Origin of the sequence: Rahnella contaminans (assembly GCF_011065485.1) — a bacterium.
Lineage (GTDB): Bacteria > Pseudomonadota > Gammaproteobacteria > Enterobacterales > Enterobacteriaceae > Rahnella > Rahnella contaminans.
In genome coordinates, this window is sequence record NZ_JAADJS010000003.1 from 356,567 (window position 1) to 382,072 (window position 25,506).

General features: G+C 56.5%; 21 protein-coding genes. 17 read left to right on the forward strand and 4 right to left on the reverse strand.

What is annotated here, in order from left to right; translation table 11 throughout:
* Positions 1-55: 55 nt before the first annotated feature.
* The 8 genes from GW579_RS16335 to GW579_RS16370 all read left to right on the forward strand — a co-directional run bounded on the left by GW579_RS16335 (position 56) and on the right by GW579_RS16370 (position 9,790).
* Complete coding sequence (locus tag GW579_RS16335) at positions 56-1,198, forward strand: efflux RND transporter periplasmic adaptor subunit (protein WP_165060217.1); 1,143 nt, start codon at positions 56-58, stop codon at positions 1,196-1,198.
* Entirely contained in the window at positions 1,195-4,275 is a 3,081-nt protein-coding gene (locus GW579_RS16340) for an efflux RND transporter permease subunit (protein WP_165060220.1), read from the forward strand. The genes GW579_RS16335 and GW579_RS16340 overlap by 4 nt, the downstream gene beginning before the upstream one ends.
* 155 nt (positions 4,276-4,430) lie before the next feature.
* Positions 4,431-4,868, forward strand: a complete 438-nt coding sequence (umuD, locus tag GW579_RS16345) for a translesion error-prone DNA polymerase V autoproteolytic subunit (protein ID WP_152323814.1) — start codon at positions 4,431-4,433, stop codon at positions 4,866-4,868.
* The gene (gene umuC, locus GW579_RS16350; protein WP_165060237.1) at positions 4,852-6,117 is read left to right on the forward strand and encodes a translesion error-prone DNA polymerase V subunit UmuC; all 1,266 of its coding nucleotides are present in this window, start codon (positions 4,852-4,854) and stop codon (positions 6,115-6,117) included. Before umuD ends, umuC begins: the two co-directional genes overlap by 17 nt.
* Before the next feature lie 117 nt (positions 6,118-6,234).
* On the forward strand, positions 6,235-6,600 hold the full coding sequence (locus GW579_RS16355; protein ID WP_152323816.1) for a copper resistance protein: 366 nt from the start codon (positions 6,235-6,237) through the stop codon (positions 6,598-6,600).
* A gap of 67 nt (positions 6,601-6,667) precedes the next feature.
* Positions 6,668-8,713 carry a protein-disulfide reductase DsbD family protein gene (locus GW579_RS16360; RefSeq protein WP_165060240.1) on the forward strand — a complete coding sequence of 682 codons (2,046 nt, stop codon included), beginning with the start codon at positions 6,668-6,670 and terminating at the stop codon, positions 8,711-8,713.
* Positions 8,713-9,297, forward strand: coding sequence for a DsbA family protein (locus GW579_RS16365; RefSeq protein WP_165060243.1), 585 nt, complete (start codon positions 8,713-8,715; stop codon positions 9,295-9,297). The genes GW579_RS16360 and GW579_RS16365 overlap by 1 nt, the downstream gene beginning before the upstream one ends.
* Complete coding sequence (locus GW579_RS16370; protein ID WP_165060246.1) at positions 9,284-9,790, forward strand: protein disulfide oxidoreductase; 507 nt, start codon at positions 9,284-9,286, stop codon at positions 9,788-9,790. The genes GW579_RS16365 and GW579_RS16370 overlap by 14 nt, the downstream gene beginning before the upstream one ends.
* Positions 9,791-9,936: 146 nt before the next feature.
* On the opposite strand, the gene GW579_RS16375 is transcribed toward GW579_RS16370, so the two are convergent.
* Positions 9,937-10,824, reverse strand: a complete 888-nt coding sequence (locus GW579_RS16375; RefSeq protein ID WP_152323820.1) for a MurR/RpiR family transcriptional regulator — start codon at positions 10,822-10,824, stop codon at positions 9,937-9,939.
* Between the two features lie 454 nt (positions 10,825-11,278).
* Between GW579_RS16375 and GW579_RS16380 the strand changes: the two genes are divergently transcribed.
* The 3 genes from GW579_RS16380 to GW579_RS16390 all read left to right on the forward strand — a co-directional run bounded on the left by GW579_RS16380 (position 11,279) and on the right by GW579_RS16390 (position 15,684).
* Positions 11,279-13,408 carry a TonB-dependent siderophore receptor gene (locus tag GW579_RS16380; protein WP_165060248.1) on the forward strand — a complete coding sequence of 710 codons (2,130 nt, stop codon included), beginning with the start codon at positions 11,279-11,281 and terminating at the stop codon, positions 13,406-13,408.
* An 82-nt stretch (positions 13,409-13,490) separates the two neighbouring features.
* Positions 13,491-14,555, forward strand: coding sequence for an ABC transporter substrate-binding protein (locus GW579_RS16385; RefSeq protein WP_165060574.1), 1,065 nt, complete (start codon positions 13,491-13,493; stop codon positions 14,553-14,555).
* A 214-nt stretch (positions 14,556-14,769) separates the two neighbouring features.
* Complete coding sequence (locus GW579_RS16390) at positions 14,770-15,684, forward strand: LysR family transcriptional regulator (protein WP_307803460.1); 915 nt, start codon at positions 14,770-14,772, stop codon at positions 15,682-15,684.
* 6 nt (positions 15,685-15,690) lie between these two features.
* On the opposite strand, the gene GW579_RS16395 is transcribed toward GW579_RS16390, so the two are convergent.
* Positions 15,691-16,176, reverse strand: coding sequence for a universal stress protein (locus GW579_RS16395; RefSeq protein WP_152323822.1), 486 nt, complete (start codon positions 16,174-16,176; stop codon positions 15,691-15,693).
* A gap of 179 nt (positions 16,177-16,355) precedes the next feature.
* Here GW579_RS16395 and GW579_RS16400 point away from each other — a divergent pair, with 179 nt between their 5' ends.
* The 5 genes from GW579_RS16400 (at position 16,356) to GW579_RS16420 (ending at position 22,111) form a co-directional block, all read left to right on the forward strand.
* Complete coding sequence (locus GW579_RS16400; RefSeq protein WP_165060251.1) at positions 16,356-17,906, forward strand: MFS transporter; 1,551 nt, start codon at positions 16,356-16,358, stop codon at positions 17,904-17,906.
* A 21-nt stretch (positions 17,907-17,927) separates the two neighbouring features.
* Positions 17,928-18,968, forward strand: a complete 1,041-nt coding sequence (locus GW579_RS16405) for an HlyD family secretion protein (RefSeq protein ID WP_165060254.1) — start codon at positions 17,928-17,930, stop codon at positions 18,966-18,968.
* Positions 18,965-20,392, forward strand: a complete 1,428-nt coding sequence (locus GW579_RS16410) for an efflux transporter outer membrane subunit (protein WP_165060257.1) — start codon at positions 18,965-18,967, stop codon at positions 20,390-20,392. Before GW579_RS16405 ends, GW579_RS16410 begins: the two co-directional genes overlap by 4 nt.
* Before the next feature lie 421 nt (positions 20,393-20,813).
* Positions 20,814-21,200 carry a winged helix-turn-helix transcriptional regulator gene (locus GW579_RS16415; RefSeq protein WP_165060259.1) on the forward strand — a complete coding sequence of 129 codons (387 nt, stop codon included), beginning with the start codon at positions 20,814-20,816 and terminating at the stop codon, positions 21,198-21,200.
* Positions 21,200-22,111, forward strand: coding sequence for a LysR family transcriptional regulator (locus GW579_RS16420; protein WP_165060261.1), 912 nt, complete (start codon positions 21,200-21,202; stop codon positions 22,109-22,111). The genes GW579_RS16415 and GW579_RS16420 overlap by 1 nt, the downstream gene beginning before the upstream one ends.
* Positions 22,112-22,165: 54 nt before the next feature.
* Here GW579_RS16420 and GW579_RS16425 read toward each other — a convergent pair whose 3' ends face one another.
* The gene (locus GW579_RS16425) at positions 22,166-23,371 is read right to left on the reverse strand and encodes an MFS transporter (protein WP_165060263.1); all 1,206 of its coding nucleotides are present in this window, start codon (positions 23,369-23,371) and stop codon (positions 22,166-22,168) included.
* Positions 23,372-23,697: 326 nt separating this feature from the next.
* Here GW579_RS16425 and GW579_RS16430 point away from each other — a divergent pair, with 326 nt between their 5' ends.
* Positions 23,698-24,714, forward strand: coding sequence for a sensor domain-containing diguanylate cyclase (locus GW579_RS16430; RefSeq protein WP_165060265.1), 1,017 nt, complete (start codon positions 23,698-23,700; stop codon positions 24,712-24,714).
* A gap of 50 nt (positions 24,715-24,764) precedes the next feature.
* On the opposite strand, the gene GW579_RS16435 is transcribed toward GW579_RS16430, so the two are convergent.
* Positions 24,765-25,502: an amino acid ABC transporter ATP-binding protein gene (locus GW579_RS16435; protein WP_152323830.1), complete on the reverse strand. Its 738-nt coding sequence runs from the start codon at positions 25,500-25,502 to the stop codon at positions 24,765-24,767.
* Between the last annotated feature and the right edge of the window lie 4 nt (positions 25,503-25,506).

Here is a 25,506-nt window from a genome sequence, read left to right on the forward strand (position 1 = left end):
GGAATCTGGACAGTGAGCGGATTGAATAGCGGTATCTCAATTCAGGAAGTCTGTCATGACCGCTACTTTTACGGATTATGCCCGCCACGGCGTGCGCCATTTATGTGCTGCTGGGCGTCTGCTGCCCTTTCTTCCCGCCGCCTGTCTGCTGATAGTTGTCGTCGTGCTGGCGGGGTGTGGCGATAAATCCCGTCAGCCCGTAGTACCCGCAAGGCCGGTGCGCGTGGTGATTGCGCCGCTTCCTTCAGCCTCCGGCACGGTTATCCAGACAGGTGAAATCCGCGCCCGCGAAGAGGTGGCGCTGGGTTTCCGGCTGGACGGCAGGATCCTCACCCGTCAGGTCGATGTCGGTGATCGTGTGGCGGCCGGGCAGATTGTCGCGACGCAGGAAAGTGCCACCCGCCGCAACCAGCTCAACAGCGCGCAGGCCGAGCTGGACAGCGCCCGCGCGGCGGAACAGCTGGCTGCGCTGAATCTCCGTCGCATGAAGCTGCTGATGCCGGGCGGTGCTATCGCCCGCACGCAGCTGGATAGCGCACAATCCGACTGGCAGGCGGCCCGCGCGCGGCGTCAGAGCAGTGAAGATGCGCTGAAAAACGCACGTGAAAATCTCTCCTGGGCACAACTGACCGCACCGGCGGACGGCGTCGTGACGCAGGTCAGCGCCTCGGTCGGGCAGGTGGTCAGCGCCGGGCAACAGATTGTGACGCTGGCCTCGGGCGGCGGGCGTGATGCGGTGTTTGATGTCGCCGATCCGCAGGCGATTCCGGCACAGGCGGGCGCTGTTTTTAGCGTTTCGTTACTGTCCGGCTCTTCAGTGATCGCGCCGGGGCATTTACGGGATATCAGCCCGCAGGCCGATCCGCAAACCCGGACATGGCGTGTTCGTATCACGCTCGATAACCCGCCGCCCGCCATGGCGCTGGGGGCCAGCATTCAGCTCATTCTCCCTGCTTCAGGCCAGACGGCGATCGCACTGCCTGCGTCAGCGCTGACCCGCGCCGGTGGCCAGCCCGCCATTTTTATCGTGAATACCAAAACGCTGACGTTGCACCTGCAACCGGTGGTTTTAGCGCGTTACAGCACCAAAGAAATCTTTATTTCGGCTGGCCTGAGTCCCGGCGAAACGGTCGTGATTGCCGGTGTGAGTAAACTGCGCAATGGCGAAAAAGTGACGCTGGGGGAAGGCAGCGAATGAAGCCGTCCACTCCCGTACACCGGTTCAATCTCTCCGCCTGGGCGCTGGCACATCAGCCGCTGATCACCTTTTTTATGCTTCTGCTCATGGCCGCCGGTGTCTTCAGTTATGAGCAACTGCCGCGCAACGAAGATCCGGCGTTTACCATTAAAACGGCGGTAGTCTCTGCAAGCTGGCCGGGTGCCAGCGTGGCGGATACGGTCAATCTGATCACGGATACGCTGGAGAAAAAACTTCAGGAAATCCAGTATCTTGATTTCGTTGAGAGCGAGACCCGCGCCGGGCAATCGGTGATTTTCGTTAACTTGCGTGATGATACGCCGCCCGCACAGGTTGCAGGCATCTGGTATCAGGTGCGTAAAAAAATGCAGGATATCGCCCCGTCGCTGCCCGCAGGCGTGCAGGGGCCGTCGGTCAACGATGAGTTCGATGATACGTTTGGCACGATTTATGGGTTTACCGCTGAGGGTTACTCGCCGCGTGAACTGCGCGACCGCGTGGAAGATATCAGCCGCAGCCTGATGTCGCTGCCGGACATCGGCAAAACCCGCCTGCTGGGCATTCAGGAAGAAAACATTGTGATTGCGTTTTCGCCCGCGCAGCTCGCCGGGATGGGCATTGATTTGCAGCAGGTCACCGACGCCCTGAAAGCGCAAAATGCGGTCGAACCTGCGGGTGTTTTGCGCAGCGATCGTGAAAATATCGCCCTGCGCGTAAGCGGCTCCCTGACGTCTGAGCAAAGTTTGCAGGCGGTGACGCTGCACATCGCCGGGCGCTACATTCCGCTGACGGATATCGCGACGATAAGCCGTCAGGATGCCGAGCCGCCTGCACCAGAATTTCGTGTTAACGGGCAACCCGCTATCGGGCTGGCGATTTCTATGGCTTCCGCTGGAAATATGCTGTCCTTTGGCAAAGCGCTCAATGACCGGATGGCGGACATCCGCACGCGCCTCCCGCACGGCATTGAAATGGTCAAAGTGGCCGATCAGTCAGCGGTGGTTTCACAGGCCGTCAGCAGCTTTATCCGGGTGCTGATTGAATCCGTTTTCATTGTATTAGCCGTCTCTTTTGTTTCACTCGGCACCCGCGCCGGGCTGGTTGTGGCGGCGGCCATTCCGGTGGTTCTGGCCATGACGTTCATCGGCATGATGCTGGCGGGAATCGGGTTACAGCGCATTTCTCTGGGCGCGCTGATCATTGCGCTCGGGTTACTGGTGGATGACGCGATGATCACCGTTGAAGCGATGGTGTCGCGTATCGAGGCGGGAGATCCGGCCTGGCGCGCCGCCACCTACGCTTTTGAAACGACGGCATTCCCGATGCTTACCGGCACACTGGTGATGATTGCCGGTTTTATTCCGGTGGGCTTCGCGGCCTCAAGCGCCGGTGAATATTGTTACTCCCTGTTCGCCGTGGTGCTTATCGCGTTGCTGTGTTCCTGGGTGGTCGCCATTCTTTTTTCGCCGCTGATCGGGACGTGGATTTTACCCGCAAAGCTTGCATCGCACGGTGAAAAGCGTGGCCGGTTAATGCGTTTCTACCTGCGTCTGCTGAATTATGTGCTGCTTCACCGGTGGGGCACGCTGAGTATTGCCTGTCTGTTGCTGGCGATGGCGATGTATGCGACGACGTTTATGCAGGGGGAATTCTTCCCCGCCTCCGACCGGCCGGAATTACTGGTGAGTCTCACGCTTCCCGCGAATGCTTCCTGGACAGAAACCGCGCGGCAAACTGAACGCCTGGAACGTGCGCTGCAAGGTAACCGGAATGTCGATCACTATTCGGATTATGTCGGATCGGGGGCTGCGCGCTTTTATCTGCCGATGGATGTGTTACTGGATAACGAGAATACGGCGCAGCTGGTCATTGTCGCCAAAAATCTGGAAGACCGTGACAAGCTTCGCGCACAGCTTGAGGCCATTTTAGCCCGTGATTTCAGCGACATCACCACGCGCGTTTCCCCGCTGGAACTCGGCCCGCCGGTCGGGTGGCCGGTAAAATATCGCGTCAGCGGCCCGGACTATGCGCAGGTCAGACAGATCGCCCAACATCTCGCTGCCACGCTGGGTGAGGTTCCGGTTACGCGCGAAGTGAATCTGACCGCCGGAGAGCCCGAGCGGGTAATAACGCTGCGGGTGAATCAGACGGCAGCGCGTGCGGCAGGCGTTTCTTCGGAAAGTCTTGCGGCTTTGCTTAACACCGTCTGGTCAGGCAGCGTCGTCACCACCGTCCGGGATAAAAACCGGCTGATTGATGTTGTTCTGCGGGCGAATAACCGCGAGCGTCAGGATATCACCACGCTGTCGGGCCTGATGATCACCACCGCAACGGGGCAAAAAATCCCGATAAGTCAGGTCGCGACACCGGTCTGGGGGATTGACGATCCGGTTGTGTGGCGTCGCCAGCGGCTGCCGTTCATTACCGTTCAGACGGATTTAGCGCCGGGGCTGCATGCTGAAACCGTATCGCAGCAGCTCGCGCCGCGGGTTTCGCGTATCCGTGCGGCGATGCCTTCCGGATATAAAATCGAGGAGGGCGGCGTAGTGGCGGAGTCAGATAAAGGCAACGGTTCGGTGTATGCCGTGCTGCCGGTCACGTTGTGCGTGATGCTGATCCTGCTGATGATCCAGTTGCAGCGTTTTTCGCGCATGCTACTGGCCTTATTCATGGCTCCGTTCGGCCTTATCGGCATTGTGCTGGCGATGTTGCCCACCGGCACGCCGATGGGTTTTGTCGCCCTGCTGGGGATTATCGCGCTGGCGGGAATGATTATCCGCAACGCGGTGATCCTGATCAGCGAAGTGGATAATAACGTTATCGCCGGGATGGGCCGTGATGACGCCATCAAGACCGCCGCCGGGCACCGTTCAAGACCTATATTGCTGACGGCCTGCGCGGCAATACTGGGGATGCTGCCGATCGCCGAACAGGTATTTTGGGGGCCGATGGCTTACGCGATTATCGGCGGGTTAATTGTCGCCACTTTCGTCACGCTTACGCTGCTTCCGGCTGCGCTGAGCCTGATTATGCAGCGGGAGAAGGTGAGGGCGGCCGCTTGCGGAAATTCCATCTGACGCATTTAAAATCGCCAAAATTTCTTCTCTGCGAGATCAACACGATAGTCGCGCAGGCGGCGCGGGGCCTGCTGATCTGTGCTGGCAGCCATTGATCTGAGCACCTGATTAACTATACTGTATATAAATACAGTATGTTTGCAGGAACTCCACTCATGATGCTTTACAAAATCGCCGCACGGCAGCAAAAAACGGATATCCCGTTGTATTTAAACCCTATTGCAGCGGGTTTCCCCAGCCCGGCGGCGGACTATGTGGAGAAGGGTATCGATCTGGTGGCGCACCTGATTGCGCATCCTTCTTCTACCTATGTGCTTAAAGTCTCCGGCGATTCCATGCGGGACGCGGCGATCATCGATGGCTCAATGTTGCTGGTCGATTTCAGCCTGAAACCGGCTCACAACGATATCGTTGTCGCCAGTCTGGACGGAGAATTTACGGTGAAACGACTGATGCTCCATCCGTATCCTCATCTGCGGGCTGAAAACCCGTCCTACGCGCCTATTCCGCTGAATGAAGACCGGCAAGTCGAGATTGTCGGCGTTGTCACCACCGTTATCAGCACGATGCATCGCAATGTACGCACTCGCTGATGTGAACTCGTTCTACGCCAGTTGTGAAGTCGCCTGGCGCCCTGACCTGCAAGGCAAACCGGTCGTGGTGTTGTCCAATAATGATGGCTGCGTGATTGCGCTTTCGGCGGAAGCGAAGAAGCTCAAAATCAAAATGGGCGCGCCGTACTTCAAACAAAGGGCACTTTTTCAGCAACATAACGTGGTGGTTTTCAGCAGCAATTATGAACTTTACGGCGATATGAGCCACAGGGTGATGGAGACGCTGGGCGCGTTATGTCCGAAAATCGAAATCTATAGCATCGATGAGGCCTTTCTCGATCTCAGCCGGTTGCCGGGGGATCTCGATTTAGAAAGCTTCGGCAAGGAAATCAGGGACACGGTGAAACAACATACGCGGCTGACCCTTGGCGTCGGCATTGCGCCGACGAAAACGCTGGCAAAACTCGCCAATTTCGCGGCAAAAAAATGGACAAAAAGTCAGGGCGTTATCGATCTCTCTGATCCGGTTCGTCAGAAAAAGCTGATGTCGTATGTACCGGTCGAAGAGGTCTGGGGCGTGGGGCGGCGGATATCGAAAAAACTGAATGACGCCGGGATTAAAACGGCGCTCCAGCTTGCCGAATGCGACCTGTGGTTTATCCGGAAGAATTTTAATGTAGTGATGGAACGCACCGTGCGCGAGCTGCGCGGCGAACCTTGTTTAGGCTTTGACGAATTTGCGCCCGCCAAACAGGAAATTGTTTGCTCGCGGTCTTTCGGCACGCGGGTGACGGCGTATCAGGAAATGCGTGAAGCCATCTGTTATTACGCCACGCGGGCTTCTGAAAAGCTGCGCGCAGAGCATCAGTTTTGCCGGCAGATTTCCGTCTTTGTCAAAACCAGCCCGTTCGCGGAAGGGGAGATTTACTATGGAAATCTGGCGAGTACCCGGCTGATTACGCCCACTCAGGACACCCGCGACATTATCTTCGCTGCAACAAAGTGTCTGGATGATATCTGGAAAGAAGGGCACCGGTATCAGAAAGCGGGCGTAATGCTGGGGGATTTTTTCAGTCAGGGCGTGTCCCAGTTGCACTTATTTGATGAGCGCGCGCCGCGTGCCAACAGCGATGCGCTAATGACGCTCTTCGATAAAATCAATGATAAAGGAAAAGGGACGCTGTGGTTCGCCGGGCAGGGGATCTCGCGGGACTGGCAGATGAAGCGCGAGATGTTATCCCCTGCATGGACTACCCGTCTGAGCGATGTCCCGGTGGCACGTGCCTGACGGCTAAACGAGTCACGCAGCGCAGATTATTGAGCGTAAATTCTTGTAATTCATGATTCATACATCTTGTGAATGTTTGAGTGGCCGTTAGAATGGCGGCCTGCTTGCGAGGGAAATGTGAATAAACAACGGCGTTCAGCACTGCTCTATTTTTGCCTGGCCTGTCTGGTCATACTGACGTGTATGACGCAGCGCATCGCCGGGCTGAATGCGCTGTCCGCAATCGTGCATCAGGAAACGGCGACGGCGCAGGCGTCATCCACGACTTCTGAAATCGCTAAAATTCCCGCTCCCTGCGAGCTCAGCAGCAAATCGCTGCTTTCTGTTCCTCCTCTCCTCTTAGAATTTGCGTTTCTGGCGCTGAGCCTGTTGCTGGCCTTTTTGTCACGCGGCAATCTGGCGGCGATCCGCCTGCTTGTGCCGGAGGCCGTCCCCGTGCCGCGCCTGCGGGTGCATTTGCGGCTCTGTGTATTTCGGGAATAAAAACTCCGGGAATAAAACACGCCTGTTTTTCATCAGGATGTGACTTTTTTATTTTTGGAGAAAATCGATGCGAAATTTATTCAGGGTGGCCGCTGGCTGCTTACTGATGCTCTGGCTGCATACCGGATATGCTGCCGACACCGGCTGGCTGCAAAGCCCGCAAAATACCCACGCGAAAGTGCGCTTACAGGCGCAGTCTGCCGATTCTTCTGAAGAAGAAACCCGGTTGCTGATTTCTGTCAGCCTCGAAAAAGGCTGGAAAACCTACTGGCGTTCGCCGGGGGAAGGCGGCATTTCACCGTCTGTCGAATGGCAAAAACCGGTCACGGCGCAACAGGCTACAGGGTACTGGCCGACGCCCGCACGTTTTGATGTCGCGGGCATCACCACCCAGGGCTATCACGATGAAGTCACGCTGCCCGTCATCCTCAGCGGTGAAGTGCCGGGCACAATTGCCGGAACGCTGACACTGCCGGTGTGCAGCAACGTGTGCATTCTCACCGACTATCCTTTCAGTCTGGATCTCAGTTCCAGTACGGACAGCGCAGAATTCGCACGCGAGTTCGCCGCGGCAATGGGTAAAGTGCCGATAGCTGAAGGGCTGACAGACAGCGTGACGGCGGGATATCGCCCCGGCGTATTGCAGATCATCGCTCACCGCGGGCAGGGCTGGCAAAATCCGCAAGTGTTTACCGACACGCTGGAAGGCAGTTCGCTGGGCAAGCCGGTGGTGAAAGTGGACGGGCAACTGGCGCGGTTCACGCTGCCCGTGACCGACGAATGGGGCGATAAGGCGGCGGATATCACGGGCAAAACGCTGAGTATCGTGTTGAGTGACAATGGTCTGGCGCAGCAAAATTACCTGAAAGTGAGCCCGCTTTCTGCCGGCGCGCCGGGCGTTATCGCACTCTGGCAGGTGGCGCTGATGGCACTGGCCGGTGGTTTCATTCTCAATCTTATGCCCTGCGTTCTGCCGGTGCTGGGCATGAAACTCGGCAGTATTTTGCAGGTGGAACAGCGCAACCGGAAAAGCATTCGCGTGCAGTTTCTGGCGTCATCGGGCGGGATTATCACCTCGTTTCTGGCGCTGGCGTTGCTGATGACGCTGCTCCGTTACACCCATCAGACGCTGGGCTGGGGCATTCAGTTTCAGAGTCCGTGGTTTATCGGGCTGATGGTGCTGGTCACGGCCGTATTTACCGCCAATCTGCTGGGGTTGTTTGAAATTAATCTGCCCTCAAAGATGACCACCCGTCTGGCGACGCATCAGCGTTCCGGTCTCAGCGGACACTTCGCTGAAGGCGCTTTTGCCACGCTGCTGGCGACGCCCTGTTCCGCGCCGTTTCTCGGCACGGCGGTGGCATTCGCGCTGGCCGCACCGCTGCCGGTTCTGTGGGGGCTGTTCCTGATGCTGGGCATCGGCATGAGTCTGCCGTGGCTGATGATTGCCCTGTGGCCGGGGCTGGCGATGTGTCTGCCGCGGCCGGGGCGCTGGATGCTAAGGCTGCGGCTTTTCCTCGGCGCGCTGATGCTGTCGGCCTGTCTCTGGTTGCTCAGTCTGATGCAAAACCATTTCTCTGCGCTGACGGTCGCCGTGCTGGCGGGTGTCTTGCTGGTGATGCTGTTCGCCTTCTCCCTGCGCCGCTATGGCTTGCGTAATTCGGCGTTAACTGCGGGGGCGGGCGCGCTTCTGGCCGGTGCCGTGATCGTCATGGCCTCGCACTTTTCAGGCACAGGCGGGAAGCCACTGCGCGATGATATTGCCTGGCAACCCTTGTCCGAAGAGGCGATTCAGACCGCGCTGGCGGCAAATAAAGTGGTCTTTGTGGATGTCACCGCCGACTGGTGTGTGACCTGTAAAGCCAACAAATACAACGTACTGATGCGCGAAGATGTGCAGAAAGCCCTGACGGAAAACGACGTTGTGGCCCTGCGCGGTGACTGGACGTTGCCGTCAAAACCGATCAATGACTTCCTGCAAAAACGCGGCAGCGTCGCCGTGCCGTTTAATCAAATTTATGGTCCGCACAATCCTGCCGGTGAAATCTTATCGCCGTTGCTTACCCGTGACGCCGTATTACAGGGGCTGGAAGATGCCCGTGGAGCCCGATAATGAAAACGTTAATGCTGATTATGATGATGGTGATTTCTCCGGTGGTTCTGGCGATGACGCCGGAAGATACGCTGTTTAACAACCCGGCCTCGCCGTGGTTTGGCGCGAAAAACCCCCGGCTGACCATTGTGTCCTTCACCGATTACAACTGTCCTTACTGCAAGCAGTTTGATCCGATGCTGGAAAAAGTCGCGAAAGAAAATCCAGATATCAAAGTGGTGATTAAACTGCTGCCTTTTCGCGGCGCGAGCTCCATTATTGCCGGTCGTGCGGCGATGACGGTCTGGGAGCAGCATCCGGAAAAGTTTCTGGTGGTACACCAGCGGCTGATGTCTAAAAAAGGGCAGCATGATGAAGCCAGTGCGCTCGAGGCGGTGAAATATGCCGGACTGGAACCCATCCGCGTGACGCCCGCCAGTTATCTTGAACTGAAAACCAATGTGGAAATCGCCGAGGTATTGGGCATTCAGGGAACGCCTGCGACGATCATTGGCGATCAGCTGATTGCGGGTGCCATCTCCCGGGAGGATTTGCAGAAAGTCGTGAAGGAACAACTGGCGAAGGCAAAACATGATCAGGCTTAAACGCGGGGTGCGCGAAGGGGCGATTTTCGTCGTGCTGATTTTGGTCGTGATGCTGGGAATGGATTTTCTGCGCGCGCCGCAGGCACCGGCCAGTTTTGGCAGCCAGCCGTTGCAGACCCTCAGCAATCAGTCCGTGACGCTCAGCCAACAAAGTCAGAAGCGCCCGCTGCTGGTTTATTTCTGGGCAACGTGGTGCGGCGTGTGCAAAATGACCACACCTTCTGTTTCCCGGCTGGCAGAAGAAGGGGAGAACGTCCTGACCGTGGCATTACGTTCAGGGGATAACGCCACGCTGGAGCGTTATCTGCACGGGAAGGGCATTCACATGCCGGTGATTAACGATGCCCGCGGCGATTTGTCGGCACAGTGGGATATTGGCGTCACCCCGACGTTCGTTGTCATTGATAAAGGGCAGGTGATTGCCACAACGACCGGCTGGACTTCTTACCGGGGAATGAAAGCGCGGCTGTGGTGGGCGCAAATCCGTACCTGATTTGCCGTTGCTGCTATCGTCCGAAACACAAGGCCTTCACCGTGGTGAAGGCCTTTCTACTCGTTAAGCCAGGCGGCGGTGACCAGCGCGCTGCAAATAGTGTCACTGTCCGGGTTGAGATGGCCAAAAACGCCGATCATAACGCCTCACTTCTTGTTTGACGGTTTCAGTGTCCGGTATAAATCCTGAATGCGGGTCATGGTTTTGACCGTGCGGGAGGATGTGGCGGATGCGACCGATAATATCAGCATTTCCAGACAAACCAGCACGGTGCCATGCAGCGGCATCCGGCCATTTTCGCCGCCGCGTGGCACGTTGATCACGAGAGTCGCTTCTTTGGCGAAGAAAGATTCCGTGGCGTGCGTCAGCAAAATGATCGGGATCCCCAGACGTTTTGCCTCGCGAACCGTGGTCGTTCCTTCTTTGTGCGCGTTTTTTTGCGCCATCATAATCAGCACATCGCCACGTTGCAGGCTGATCAGCTGTTCCGCCAGCGCGACGCCGGAACGGTTAAGCGAAACGGCCGGAATGCCAATGCGGTTGAAAAGCCGCGCGCTGTAATCCGCCAGAATTCCCGAGGCATTAATGCCAAAAAGCCCCACCTGACGCGCGCCAATCAGCAACGCGACGGCTTCAGACATCGCCTGCCGGTTGCCGGGTTCCGAAAGCGTATCGCACGCACGTTTATGGCCATCGAGAACGAAATCGATACCGGAATTAATATCGCAGGCCAGCTCGCTGACCGTCGTGATCATCTTTTCTTCTGAATTAATCGCCGTGCCGAGCCACGCTTCCAGCGTTTTTTTCATATCACGCAAACCGGCAAACCCTAATGCCTGAATTGCGCGGATCACGGTGGCATCCGAGGTTTCCGTTGCGGCAGCAATTTCTAATGCTGTGGATTCCAGAACAGTCTCACGATTGTCATAGATATATCTCACCACGGCCTGTAAGCGTGGTGAAAGTGCGGGTGCCCGCGCACGATAACGTTCACCAAATACATCAATACGTTTTTTTAACGGAGTGGCGGCCATGGAATGAACCCGATCCCTTTGCTTTAAAAGTGTATGGGTAAGCGTCAGTGCTTCTGAGAGGAATTTTATCTTATCAAATGTAGTGATTTGTCCGCTATGAAAACGGTTCAATTCACAAGATTCAGGGCGAAAGGGTTCAGGTTGTGGAAGGTGTTTTTTGAAGTTTAATTATTTTAAATCAGTTCGTTATATTTTATTTTCAACCCGGTAACTGTGTGAGTTTTTTTAACGATTAATGTAGTAGAGAAATAAAATTGTTCATTTACTACTACGTTTTCACATGTTGGAATGATTATCAATTGCATTACAGCGGTTTTTTTTGACCCGATGAACGTGCAGGAAATAACCCATGGGGAAGTTGCGGGAATAGTTCCCTGCGAAATCGGGTGGTTTCTTAAAATATCCGGAATGAATTTACGGAAATAATAAAATAATAAACATCAGGCGTAATGAAATGAATAATAACAGGACAATTTCTTTTAAACGGAATTGCCATCCGGCAATTATGGCCGCTATTTATGGTGTTGCGTTGCTGACACCGGGGATCAGTTATTCTGCGTGGGACAGCAATACGCTCACGGTGTCCGGACAGGAAACAGACGGGCAGGGTTACAGCGCCAGCGAGACTTCCGTGGCCAGCAAAACGCCGACTTCGCGGCTCAATGAAGCGCAGTCGGTCAGCGTAGTGACGCAGCAACAATTGGAGGATTATCAGGCTTCCAGTTTGTCGGACGCGATGCGTTTTGTCAGCGGCGTCACCGAAGGCAATACGCTGGCGGGCACTGAGGACGGGTTTGTCCGCCGCGGATTTGGTTCGAACTCCGACGGTTCGATTTACCGCGACGGCGTGCGCAGCAGTCAGGGGCTGAATTTTGATGCTACCACCGAGCGCGTCGAAGTGCTGAAAGGCTCGGCATCGCTGCTGTACGGTATTCAGAATCCGGGCGGCGTGATCAACGTCGTCAGCAAAAAGCCGCAATACGACTGGCACACCAAAATCAGCGGGCGTTCCTCCAGCGAAGGTGGCGGCGCGGGCACGATTGACGTCACCGGCCCGCTCGGCAACGGTTTTGCATTCCGCCTGATTGCGGAAAAACAAAATCAGGATTACTGGCGCAATTTTGGCAGCGATAAACACACGCTGGTTGCGCCGTCGTTGCAATGGTATGGCGAAAAATCCAGCTTCCTGATCAGCTATTCCGATTACCGCTACGACATTCCTTACGATCGCGGCACGGCATTTATCAACGGCAAACCGATTGATATCAACTATAAAGACCGTCTGGACGACAAAGCAAACCGCGCCTGGGGCCATAATAAAACGCTGAACGCCCATTATGACTGGCAGTTCAGCGATGACTGGAGCACCCGCCTGACGCTCGGCTGGAACCAGCGCCGCTACAACAATGATGAAGTCAGGGTGACGGCGGTCAACACGACCACCGGCGCAGTGACGCGGCGCGCCGACGCCAACCGCGGCTTTAACCACAAAACCAAATACGTTTCGTGGGACTTGCTGGGCTCTCAGGATATTCTGGGGATGAATCACGATATCGTGCTGGGCACGGATTATGAGATGAATCAGACCTATCGCGCACACCAGTATCAGGGCAAGGCGAACAGCAGCTTCAATTACTTTGATCCGCAATACGACATCCTCTCGCCGGTCACTGACAGCACCACGGAAAACACCGCCAACGGCAATAACCTGAACCGTATTCACAGCCGTTCGGTCTATGCCAAAGACAGCATTTCGCTGACGTCGGACTGGATTGCCGTGGTCGGCGGGCGTTATCAGCATTACGAACAGCGCGCGTCGAAAGGCTTTGATCCGGTGGTTCAGACGCTCGACAGTGAAGGCAACAAATTCCTGCCGCAGGCCGGGCTTATCTACAAACTGACGCCAGATGTTTCGCTTTACAGCAGTGTCAGCAAATCCTTTACGCCGTCAACCGACGTGGATGATGACGGCAATGTCGGTAAACCGGAGCAGGGCACCAACTGGGAAGTGGGCAGCAAATGGCAGATTTCCCCGCGCCTGTTTGCCAGCGTGGCACTGTACCGGATTGACGAACGCGACATGTCGCTCAGCATTAACGGCACAACGCGGGCGATTGATAAAGCGCGTTCCACCGGCGCTGAATTTGAACTGAATGGCGAAGTGCTGCCGGACTGGGATGTGAGCGCCAATTACAGTTATGACAATGCCGAAATTGTGAATGACGGCGTGAACTCCGCCAATAACGGCAACCGCCTGCAAAATGCGCCACGCCATTCCGGCGCGTTGTATCTGAGCCATAATCTGACGTTCAGCGGCATTCCGGGTGATTTCCGCGTGGGCGGCGGGGCGCGTTATGTCGGCACGCGGGCAGGCGATCCGGAGAACAGTTTCACGATGCCGGACTATGTGGTGGCCGACAGTTTTATCGCGTGGAACAACCCGCTGTTCGGCGAGAAAACGCAGTTGAAACTTAACCTCAACAACCTGTTTAACAAACACTATTACACCTCCAGCGGCGGTAATCTGCGCGTGCGTGAAGGCGAAACCCGTAATCTGATGGTACAGGCCAGTGTTGAATTCTGATCGTGATAATCAAAAAGGCGCGCTGCGCGTGCCGGTATTTTTCAGACCGGCGCTTATCGCGCTGGTGCTGCTGAGTGCGGTGATGAGCGTGGCGGTGCAGGCGCGAACGGTAACGGATATCGACGGGAATCAGGTTGAAATCCCCGATAATCCGCAGCGTATTGTGCTGGGCGAAAGCCGGATGTTGTATACGCTGGCAATGCTCGAAACCGGCGACCCGGTGAAACGCATTGTCGGCTGGCCGCTGGATTTAAAGCGGTACGACAGCCAGACCTGGACGATATTTACGCAAAAATTCCCGCAGATGCTGAAAATTCCGGTGCTGGGCGGCGGCGGGCCTGATGAAATGAACCCCGAGAAAGTGCTGGCGCTGAAACCTGACGTGGTGATTTTGCCGAGCCTGGCGCGCTACGACGATGCGGATTTACGGCTGCTCCGGATGCTGAAAGCGGCGCACATTCCGGTGGTGAGAATCGATCTGCGTGTCCATCTGCTGAAAAATACCGCCCGCAGCGTGGAGATTCTCGGTGAAGTGTTTAACCAGACTGAACGCGCGAAGGCGTTCACGCAGTTTTATCGCTCGCATATGCAGGTGATACACGACCGGCTGGCAGCCTACCAGGGCCCCAAACCCACGGTGTTGCTCCAGCTGCATCTGGGGCGCCGCAATGAATGCTGTGTGACAGCGGTGAAAGGCAGTCTCGGCGAATTGCTGACGTTTGCCGGTGGCGACAACATTGCCAGTAAAACCGTCGGCGGAGTATTTGGTCGTCTGAATGAAGAATACGTGATCATGGCGCAGCCGGAATTTTACATCGCGACCGGTGCGGGCGACGTTAACGACAAAGACGATCTGAAACTCGGTCCGGCCATTTCCCCCGAAATGGTACAGCAAAGTCTGGCGCAATTAACCGCGCAGCAGAACGGATTGCGCATGCTGAAAGCCCTGCATAACGGCCACACGGCGGTGATATGGCAGAACTTTTACCTCAGCCCGTGGCACGTTGCGGCCACCGAGTTTATGGCGAAAACGCTGTATCCGGATCTTTTCGCCGATATCGAACCTGAGCAAACCCTCCGACAACTCTTTCACGATTACCTGCCCGTTCCGTACAGCGGAACGTATTTCGGCAAGGGCAAAGACTAAAAGTAAGATCCGGGGCTTCCGGCTAACGCTGCCTGACGGCACCCGGAGATTTTCATCTCCTCCTGAGGTTAATGGCAATTGCGTGCCACGCACGGCTCGGGTGATTGAAAGTCAGTTATCAGGCCGCACGGCGTCTTTATAATGCTTTTACGTTTTTCACTTTGCGGCCAGCGCCTTTCTGGCTATGTTATGTAACGGCTTGTTTCCAATATGAATGATGATGAAAACCCCTGATTTAAATCTGATTATTGCTCTTGATGCCCTGCTGGACGAAGGCTCGGTGATTGGTGCGGCGCGCAGAATGAATTTAAGCGCGCCCGCGATGAGCCGGACGCTGACCCGTATCCGTCATCAGCTTGGCGATCCGATCCTGGTCAAGGCCGGGCGAAAAATGGTGCCAACCCCGCGGGCGCTGGCCCTCAGGGAAGAAGTACATCAGATAATGGGCGAGGCCGTCCGGCTGTTGCAGCCGCAGTCGGTTGTGGATTTATCGCAGCTGGAACGCACGTTTACGCTGCACGCCAACGACGTTTTTATCAGCGCGTTTGGCGGGATCCTGCTCAGCCGTTTACGGCAGGAGGCGCATAACGTCGGTTTACGCTTTACCCCGGAAAATGGTAGCGACGAAGACAGTCTGCGCGACGGCAAGGTCGATCTTTACATCAGCGCGATGCGTCCGCTGGGGGATGATATTCACGTACAATCACTGTTTTCCACGCATTTTATGGGGCTGGCGCGTGAAGATCATCCGATTTTCGACCATGAAATCACCCCGGAATCATTCACCCGTTATGAGCAGATCAGCGTATCCCGGCGTGGACGCGCGCGCGGGCCTATCGATAAGCGGCTCGCAGAACTGGGCCTCGTGCGCCACATTTCGCTGGTGGTGCCGACGTTCCATTCCGGCGTGTTTTCGCTGGGGAATTCCGATCTGATTTTATCGTTGCCGGAACATGTCGTGCAGGCGGTAAAAACGATGGGGATCAGAACGCGCGCCTTCCCGCTGCCGGTGGAGCTGGATGCCATTCCTATCGTTCAGGCCTGGCATCCGCGGTTCCAGAATGATCCCGCCCATCAGTGGCTGCGGCGCACCATTCATGATTTATGTATCCATTCCGCTAGCGCGTGATCCGTGTCAGCACGACGGCTCCGTTTCCTGATTTTCCACCAGCACCGGACAGGCTGCGAGGTCGATCACTTCTTTCACGATGGAGTGTTCGACCCAGCGTTGCAGCGAGGATAAATGCCGGTGTCCCATCACGATTAAGTCCACCTTCAGTCTGGCCGCTTCCCGGATAATCACCTCCGTTGGTTCCCCGCCGACAATCAGCCCGCTGACGTGGCGGTTGTCTGCCGTCAGTTCCGTCACGGCGTGGCTCACGATGCGCCGCGCCTCGTGATATTCGTGATTCGCCGGGGGGTAAACCAGCCCGTCGCTGGCTTCGTTATTTGCGGGGTTTTCCGCTAAGAAATGATGTACGCCGGGCAGCAAATACGCCCCGTCAACCACGCATAAAATATGCAGATTGGCCGGTTTTCCGGCACTGATTTTCCGGCCCAGTTCAATGACCGCCAGCGATTGCGGCGACCCGTCGAGCGCCACGAGAATATTGGTGAACATCGCGTATCCTTTCTGTGAATGATAAAGACCCTATCTTGGGTAACCCGCCCTGGTAAATAAATGCCTCTGTATGCACCTGTCACGTGCGCCAGACGCACGCCTCGGCTGCAAACATCGCAATTCCTCCCGCTGCGCCAACTTTCTAGACTGAGCCCCTGATCATCTGGAAGGGATAAGTAATGCAAACACTTGCGCAACCTAAAGCTATGCCGCCAGCGGCGACGTTTGACCTGCGCATCATGACGGGGCTGACGGGCATTTTGCTGGCCTCGCTGGTGGCCGGATTAAACGAACACGTCACCGATATTGCGATGACCGACGTGCGCGGCGTGCTGTCTATCAGCTATGACGAAGGGAGCTGGCTCACCACGTTGTATGAAGCGGCGCAGGTGGCGGCCATGGCGTTTGCGCCCTGGTTTTCGGCCACGCTGTCATTGCGGCGTTTCACCCTCGGCGTCACCGCCGCTTTCATGGTGGCGGGCGTGCTTTGCCCGTTTGCGCCCAATCTGCCCGTGCTTTATGTCCTGCGGACGGTGCAGGGGCTGTTTGGCGGCTGCCTGCCGCCGATGCTGATGAGCGCCGCGCTGCGGTTTTTACCGCCGGGGATCAAGCTTTATGGTCTGGGCGCGTATGCGCTGACAGCCACGTTCGGGCCGAATCTCGGCATCCCGCTGGCGGCGTTATGGACGGAATACACCGGCTGGCAAATGGTGTTCTGGCAAATCATTCCACTTTGTCTGCTGGCGATTGCCGCCGTGCACTGGGGCATTCCGCAAGACCCGCTGCGGCTTGAACGTTTTGCGCAGTTCAACGGCGTGGGGCTGCTGCTCGGTTTACCGGCTATCACCTCGCTGGTGGTGGTGCTGGAACAGGGCACGCGGCTGGGCTGGCTGGATTCGCCGTTCATCTGCCGGATGTTGTTGCTGGGGCTGACGACCCTGACGCTGTTTATGGTCAACGAGTGGTTTCATCCGCTGCCATTTTTCAAAGTGCAGCAACTCGCGCGGCGCAATCTCACCTTCTCGCTGATTACGCTGGGCGGCGTGCTGGTGATCCTGGTGGCAGTACCGGGGGTTCCGGCCGGATATCTGGCGGAAATCCGCGGTTACCGGCCTGTGCAGACGGCTCCGCTGGCACTTTATGTCGCGCTCGGGCAACTGGCGGCGCTGCCGCTGGTCTCGGCGCTGTGCAATATCCGCCGGGTCGATTGTCGCTGGGTGCTGGCCTGCGGGCTGGGGCTGATCGCGGTGACCTGCTACCTCGGCAGTGCGATGACGTCGGACTGGATCCGCAATAATTTTTACGGCCTGCAAATGCTGCAAATCCTCGGGCAGCCGATGGCGGTGATCCCGCTGCTTCTGCTGGCCACCAACGGTTTACCGCCCGCCGAAGGGCCATTTGCCTCGGCCTGGTTTAACACCGTGAAAGGTATGGCGGCGGTGGCCGGAACCGGCGTGCTCGAAGGGCTGAGCACCGCGCGCGAGCATTTTCACTCCAACACGCTGGTGAATCAGTGGGGAAACAGCGGGCAGGGGCTGTCGTTTTCTCACTCCGGCAGCGAAAGCCTTCCAGCGCTGGCGGAGCAAATCCACGTGCAGGCCGTGGTGCTGGCGTCTGCTGATGTTTATCAGGTCATGGTCGTGCTGACCGTCATTCTGATCCTCTTTATTCCGTTAATGGCAACGCGCGTTTATCCACCGCGTCCGCTTGCCAGCCCTTCAATTTCTTAAGGTTTGAACATGAATTTGATCATGCGATTTAAAAAAAATGCCGTGGCGGTTTCCGGCGTGGTCATCCTGCTGGTGGCGGGGATGATTTACTTCTGGCTGCTGGCGGATAAGGCCGATCAGCGCACCAATGATGCGTTTATCCGGGCAGATTACACCGTGGTGACGCCGCGTATTACCGGCCAGATTGAGAAGGTGGCGGTGAAAGACAATGAGTATGTGGAGCAGGGGCAAACGCTGGTGGAAATCGATGACCGGGATCTGCGTGCGGAACTGAATGCGGCGGTGGCCAGTGTGAACGTGCAGCAGGCGGCGGTCGATAATGCCAAAGCCAGCCTGATGCAGCAGCAGTCGATGATCGCGCAGGCCGCCGCCACACTGGCGGCCAGCCAGGCCAGTTACGTTTTTGCCAAAGCGGATTTGGCGCGTTATCGCGATCTGGCCGCGCAAGGGGCTGGCAGTAAACAAAACGCGCAGCTGGCTCGTTCGCGCATCGATACCGCACAGGCGAATGTGGCGCGGGATAACGCCACGCTGAACGCCGCCAGAGCCAAAACCGTGGTGTTGCAGACGGAATGTCAGCGCGCAAAAGGAGAACTGGAACGGGCGCAGGCCGTGCAGGAGACGGCGAAGCTGAATTTATCCTATACGCACATTGTTGCTCCGGTTGCGGGCTGGGTCGGGCAGCGCGTGGCGCGGGAAGGTGCGTATGTCACGCCGGGCACGCCGCTGCTGGCTGTAGTGCCGCTCAATAACGCCTACGTGGTGGGGAATTTTCAGGAAACGCAGCTTGAACATGTCAGGCCGGGGCAGCGGGTGGATATCAGCGTGGACAGTCTGGGCGGAACCCTGCTGCACGGCGTGGTCAACAGCTTTGCACCGGCGACCGGCGTGACGTTTTCGGCGATTACGCCCGATAACGCCACCGGTAATTTTACTAAAGTGGTCCAGCGTATCCCGGTAAAAATTGAAATCGAGGCCGGGCAGAAACAGGCCGCACGGCTGCTGGTGGGCATGGCGGTAGAAGCGACCATTCACACCGGCACGCCAGGAGCGGATCAATGAAAAACGCAGGGTTAACATTGAGCGTTTTACTGCTGAGCGGCTGCATGGTGGGGCCTGATTTTAATGCGCCGGTTGTGAAAAGTCCGCCGACGTGGCCGCAGGGAAAGGCGGTAAGTCACGTCGTAGAACAGGGGCTTGATCCACACTGGTGGAATATTTTCCACGACGATACGCTGACCGCGTTAATCGCAGAATCTGCGCAGGGAAATCTGGATATTCAGGCGGCGGGCGCGCGGCTGTTGCAGGCGCAGGCGGAAAACAGCGTGGTGACGGGGGAAAGTTTGCCGTCCGTCACCGGATCGGCGTCGTATCAGCGCGCCCGAAATAGTCAGAACGGTTTGCAGGATATTTCAGGGCTGGGAGGCAAGGAAGCCTACAGCGTCTGGCAACCTGGCGTCGGGGTTTCGTGGGAGGTCGATATGTGGGGGCGGCTGCGTCGCGCGCGGGAATCCGCCGGTGCGCGCGTTGAAGTCAGTGAGGATTTACGCCGCGCGGTGCTGACCGGCATTCAGGCTGAAACAGCCAGCGATTATTTCCGGCTGCGCAGCGTGCAGTTACAGCGTGAAAACGCCTTGCAGGATCTGGATATCGCCCGTCACAGCCTGAAACTGACAGGCATCAGAATGGCAGACGGGGTGGCGACGCAGCTGGAAGTGGCGCAGGCGCAGGCGCAGGTGGCGGCTGTCGAGTCCACCCTGCCGGTACTGGAACAGCAGGAAGCACATCTTATCAACGCGCTGAGTTATCTGCTGGGTAAGGAACCGGGGGCATTAACGCAGCGGCTTCGCGGCGCCAGACCGTTGCCGCTGACGCCGCCGGAAGTGCCGGTCGGGTTGCCGTCTGAGCTGGCGCAGCGGCGGCCTGATATCCGCGCCGCTGAGGCACAGCTGCATGCCGCAACGGCAGACATTGGCGTCGCCACGGCTGATTTTTATCCGCGCATCACCCTGAGCGGCAATGTCGGGATACAGGCGATGCAGTTCAGCCAGCTGGGAAACTGGGGATCTCAGCTTTACAGTTTCGGCCCCGGCCTGACGTTGCCAATATTTGAAGGCGGGCGTCTGCGCGGTCAGTTAGCGTTGAAAAAAGCGCAGCAACAGGAAGCCAGCCTGCATTTTCAGAACACGGTATTAAAGGCCTGGCACGAAGTGGATGACGCGATGGTGGATTACGACACCGGGCAGCGGCAGCGCAGCCAGCTGAAAATTCGCGTGGATAATGACAGTGCGGCGCTGGACGCTGCATCAAAACAATATGTTGCAGGCGCGACGGACTTTCTCAATGTGCTGGTGATGCAAAAGGAACTGATCGCGGCGCGGCAGACGCTGGTGGTCAGCGATGCCAGCGTGTCGCTCGCGCTGGTCCGGTTGTATAAGGCGCTGGGGGGCGGATGGGGCGGGGAGTCGTCACAGACGATGAATTAAGCGTTATGAGTAAATAAGCATTCAGCACACAAAAAAGCCCCGGCTGTTGAGAGGGCCGGGGCTTTGCGGAACGCGAGCATGATTTTTAAGTTTTGCTAATTAAAACTTATACTCACCGCCCAGTTACGCATGAACTTCATTGCTCGCGTCACTGGCGACGAGTGTATTCACTTTAGCCGTGGCGCTCCAGTTTTTGCTCAGGGTTGCGTTCAGCCCGACAGCAAATCTGCCGCCGGGAAATAGGGTTTGGTTATTTTGTCATGGCATTAAAGGGATTCCGTGACGGCGAGCGTAGCCATGGTTTCATTCTGGTCGCCGGACGGCATAAATGACGCCTCTTAAAAAAGGCTTTATAGTATATAATGGATACTTAGTATCATTCAGGCACCTTTTATTCATCTGGTCTATATGAGGAAACCCTATGTCGGGTAATGCCGTGCCAAAGGCAGTTACGCAAGTGAGTTGTCGCAGTGCTTCAAACCGTTTACTGCTGGATCAGATCACCGATAAATGGGCTGTTCTGATCCTCACCGTGCTCTGTGCTAAGCCGCTGCGTTTCAATGAAATCAGACGTTGTCTGGACGGAATCACTCAAAAATCGTTAACGCAAAGCCTGCGCCGTCTTGAACGTAATGGCATTGTTGCCCGCCGCGTTATCCCTTCCTCACAAATAGCTGTCGAATACAGCATTACGCCGCTGGGGCGCACTCTGGAAGCGCCTTTTCAGGCATTGTATGCCTGGACGCTGAATCATTCCGCCGATGTCATTCAGGCTCAGGCTGCTTTTGATGAGCGGGAAGCAGAGTAATGCGCAAAACAGATCATCTGGGGGGTATCACGGCGTTTGTCACCACGGCGCAGTGCGGGAGTTTTACCGCGGCGGCGGAACGGCTGGGGCTGACGAAATCGGCGGTGGCGAAAAGCGTCGGGCGTCTCGAGGCACGGCTCGGGCTGCAACTTTTTCAGCGCTCGACGCGGCGGCTCAGCCTGACGCCGGACGGTGAGCGTTATCTGCAAAGCAGCCAGAACGCGATTGAAATTCTCGAACAGGCGGAAGCGGAACTGATGTCGCATACCGCGAAACCTTCCGGCCGGTTGCGGGTGGATTTACCGGCGGCATTCGGGCGGCAGCGGATCATGCCGCACCTGCTGGCCGTTATCCGGCAATACCCTGAGCTGGAAATGACAATTACGTTCAGCGAACGGTTTATCGATCCCATTGAAGAAGGCATCGATCTGGTGGTGCGTATCGGCGAACTGACCGACAGCAGCGGACTGATAGCACGCCGTCTGACTACGCAAAAACTGGTGATCTGCGCCGCGCCGGAGTATCTCGCGCAGTACGGTGAACTGCATGAACCGGAAGAACTCAGTCAGCACCGCTGTGTAGTGGGCGTGCGGCGCAACCAGCCAAAATTCTGGATCCTGCGCAACGCGCGCGGCGAAGTGAGCCGCTATACGCCGCCCGCGACGTACGAATTTGCCGACGGCGACGCGATGCTGGCAGGTGTGCTGGCCGGTTGCGGGTTGTCGCAGTTGCCGCTGTGGCTGGTGGGAAAATATCTGGCAAGCGGGGAACTGAAAGAGGTGCTGACAGGCCATTCCGGGGGCGAAATGCCTGTCAGCGCCTTGTGGCCGAAAAGCCGTCAGCTGTTACCGAAAATCCGCTTTGTGGTGGATACGCTGATCAAAGCCGCGGAGGATGGCCAGCTCGACTGACAAGGCTTACGCTTTTTCTTCATAGAACGGGTCGTTGGTGCCATCACCACGCGGTTAGATCATGTGATTTCCCCCCGCGTGTTCAGTTCTGTGTGTCCGGCAGGCGCGGTCACCGGCATCCACGCGCTGTTTGATGTAAATACTGAGCCACGCGGCGGCGGCGAAAATGATGCTGCTTAGCACCACTGAACGCGTACCGAATTCGGCGATAAACCAGCCGCCCGCCAGTGAACCGACGGTGATGCCCAGATTTGAAAATGACATGTACAGACTGTTGGCGAATTCCGGCGCCTGGCTGGCTTCGCGCATCAGCCATGTCTGGCTGACCACCAGCCCTGAAGAGTGGAATGCGCCCCAGAAAATCATCAGTGCGCACATGGCAAGCAGGGAATCACCGGCCAGCCAGACCAGGATGAAGATCAGGGCGTACACCACCGGATAAAGATGCGTGGTTTTGTTGGCGTTTTTTTGCAGGAAGCTGCTGAACACAAAGTTCCCGGCGAATCCGCAGACGCCAAAGACGATAAGCATCGCCGTGATCATGTTGCTGTTAAGGTGCGTGACGCGTGACAGGTAATCCGCCACGTAGCTGAAACTCGAGAACATCGCCGCGAAAATCATCGTGACCGTGACGATGGTCAGCCACAGTTTGCCGTTACGCAGCACGCTCACCTGACTGGCAAAGGACACTTTGGCCGTGGCAGGCATAGAAGGGACGAAGAAGAGGATCCCCACGAACGCGAGGGCACAGGAAATCGCCGCAAAGTAGAACGCATCGGCCAGCGATAAATGTTCCGCGATCAGCGAGCTTAACGGCACGCCGAGCACCAGCCCGATTGCCACACCGGCAAACACTTTGGCCGCCGCGCCGGCACTTTTTTCTTTCGGCACGGCCTGCGTGGCGACCACCAGTGCGACCGCAAAGAACACCGCATGTGTGAGTGCCGGAAGAATGCGGAAGACCAGCATCATATTGAAGACCTCTGTAGTGGCGTAAATCAGGTTGGAAACCACGAAGACGAAGAGAATCGAAAGCAGCACGGTTTTTTTGTTAAAACCCGACAGCAGCAGGGTAATAAACGGGCCGGTGACGGCGACAATTACGGCGTAAATGCTGACCAGAAAACCGACCTGCGTGGCGGTGACGTGGAGTTGTTCGATGAGTTTCGGCAACAATCCGATGATGCCAATTTCCGTGGTGATGACGCTGAAGACGGCGACGGAAAGTGTCAGCAGCAGGAGTGAATTTTTATTTTGCATTGAAAGCCTTGTAGAACCGAATGTGCAGATGAAAAGTTGAACCTGATCATCCGGCAGTTCGGATTATTCGGAAAGGCCTCTCCGGGCGCATCTTAGTAGACATAACTTCGCCAATGGAATACGGGGCGTGCCGTATCGTTTTTGTCCGATTTTTACAATGCGACTTAACCTAAACTTTGTGAATTTATAATTAATTCAATAGGTTGTTGTATCATTTTTTCAACACGCATCCTGCCGGCAGGGGATTACTTCGCCGGAAACTATGATAAAATGCGCGGCCCAGGGTTTCCCCGCACGACCATTAAAAGAAAGGTTTATCCCGAGTAATGTCTGACAATCTTATTGAGCGCATTTCGAGTGCGTTAGAATCTGAATACACGCTTGAAGGACTCGTTCGACAGCTTCTTGAAATGCTTGAGCTGGTGACCAACATGGAATCGACGTATCTCACCCGCATTGAGCCGGACGGCGATTACCAGCACATTCTGTTCTCCCGCAACTCACAAGATATGCAAATTCCTGAAGGGATTTCGGTGCCGTGGGGCGATACGCTGTGCAAGCGTGCGCTCGACGAAGGCCGCCGTTATACCTGCGATGTCGCCAGTATCTGGGGCGATTCCGAAGCGGCAAAAGCGCTGGGGATCATGACTTACGTGAGCACGCCGGTGACGCTGGTGGACGGTTCGCTTTACGGCACGCTGTGTGCCGCCAGTTCCGAAAACCGCGAACTTTCGGAACGCAGCGAACAGGTGTTGCAGCTTTTCGCGCAACTGATCGCCCAGCAGATTCAGAACGAACAGCTGCTGAAAAAGCTGCAAGAGGCGAATGCCGCGCTGACCGCCGTCAGCCTGACCGATGAACTCACCGAATTGCCCAACCGCCGCGCGGTGTTTGAAACGTTGCCCGACCTGTTCGACAGGGCCGCTGACAAGGCGAATTATGTTCTGGTGGCGTTTACCGATCTGGATAATTTCAAGCAGATCAATGATGTCTACGGCCACGAAACGGGCGATGATTTCCTGTATGCCGTCGGACAAAGGCTGAAAGCGGGCGCGGCGGAAGGTGAGATCCTCGGGCGTGTCGGCGGTGACGAATTTATCGTCGCCGGAGAAGGGCCGTCAGGATTTGATGACGCGCTGCGCGCGGCGGATGCGTTCAAAAACCGTCTGCGCAGTTTACTCATCGGCGAATACAAAATGCATTCCTGCACGCTGGATTACGCCGGCCCGAGCATCGGCGCTATCGCGATTAATCCTGCTGCTGTTAATCCGGATCAGGCGTTGCATGAAGCCGATCAGGCGATGTATCTGGATAAAAACCAGAGAAGAACCAAAGCACTGTAAAGCCGGATCCTGCGCCTTTGCGTTTTACCCAAAGGCGCGGTATTCAAAAATCAGTTGTGATGCAAATCGCTCAAAAACTTCTGAGCCCGGGCGTGCTGCGGGCGCGTGAAGAAGTTTTCGGGCGTGGATTTCTCCAGAATTTTCCCCTGATCCATAAACCAGATCGTGTCCGCCACTTCGCGGGCAAAATTCATTTCGTGCGTTACGCACATCATGGTCATGCCTTCCCGCGCCAGACCGCGCATCACGTTCAGCACTTCACCAACCATTTCCGGATCCAGCGCTGACGTCGGTTCATCAAACAACATCACCGGCGGTTTCATGGCTAACGCGCGCGCAATGGCGACGCGCTGTTGCTGTCCGCCGGAAAGCTGCGCCGGATAGGCATTGGCTTTATGCGATAAACCAACGCGTTCCAGCAGTTCACCCGCGTGCTGACGCGCTTCCTGACGCTTCACGCCGAGCACTTTCACCGGCGACATCATGATATTTTCCAGCACCGAAACGTGCGGGAAAAGGTTGAAGTTCTGAAACACAAACCCGATGCGCGTGCGCAGCTGATTCAGGCGCGTGCTGGTGCCGTGAATGTCGATGCCATCAAATAAAATCTGGCCTTCTTCAATCGGCTCCAGCCGGTTGACGGTGCGGATCAGCGTCGATTTACCCGAGCCTGACGGCCCGCATACCACCACCACTTCACCGCTTTTAATTTCTGCACTCAGATCGGTCAGCGCCTGGTATTCGCCATACCATTTATTGACCTGATTAAATAAGATCACCGGTCGCATCGTC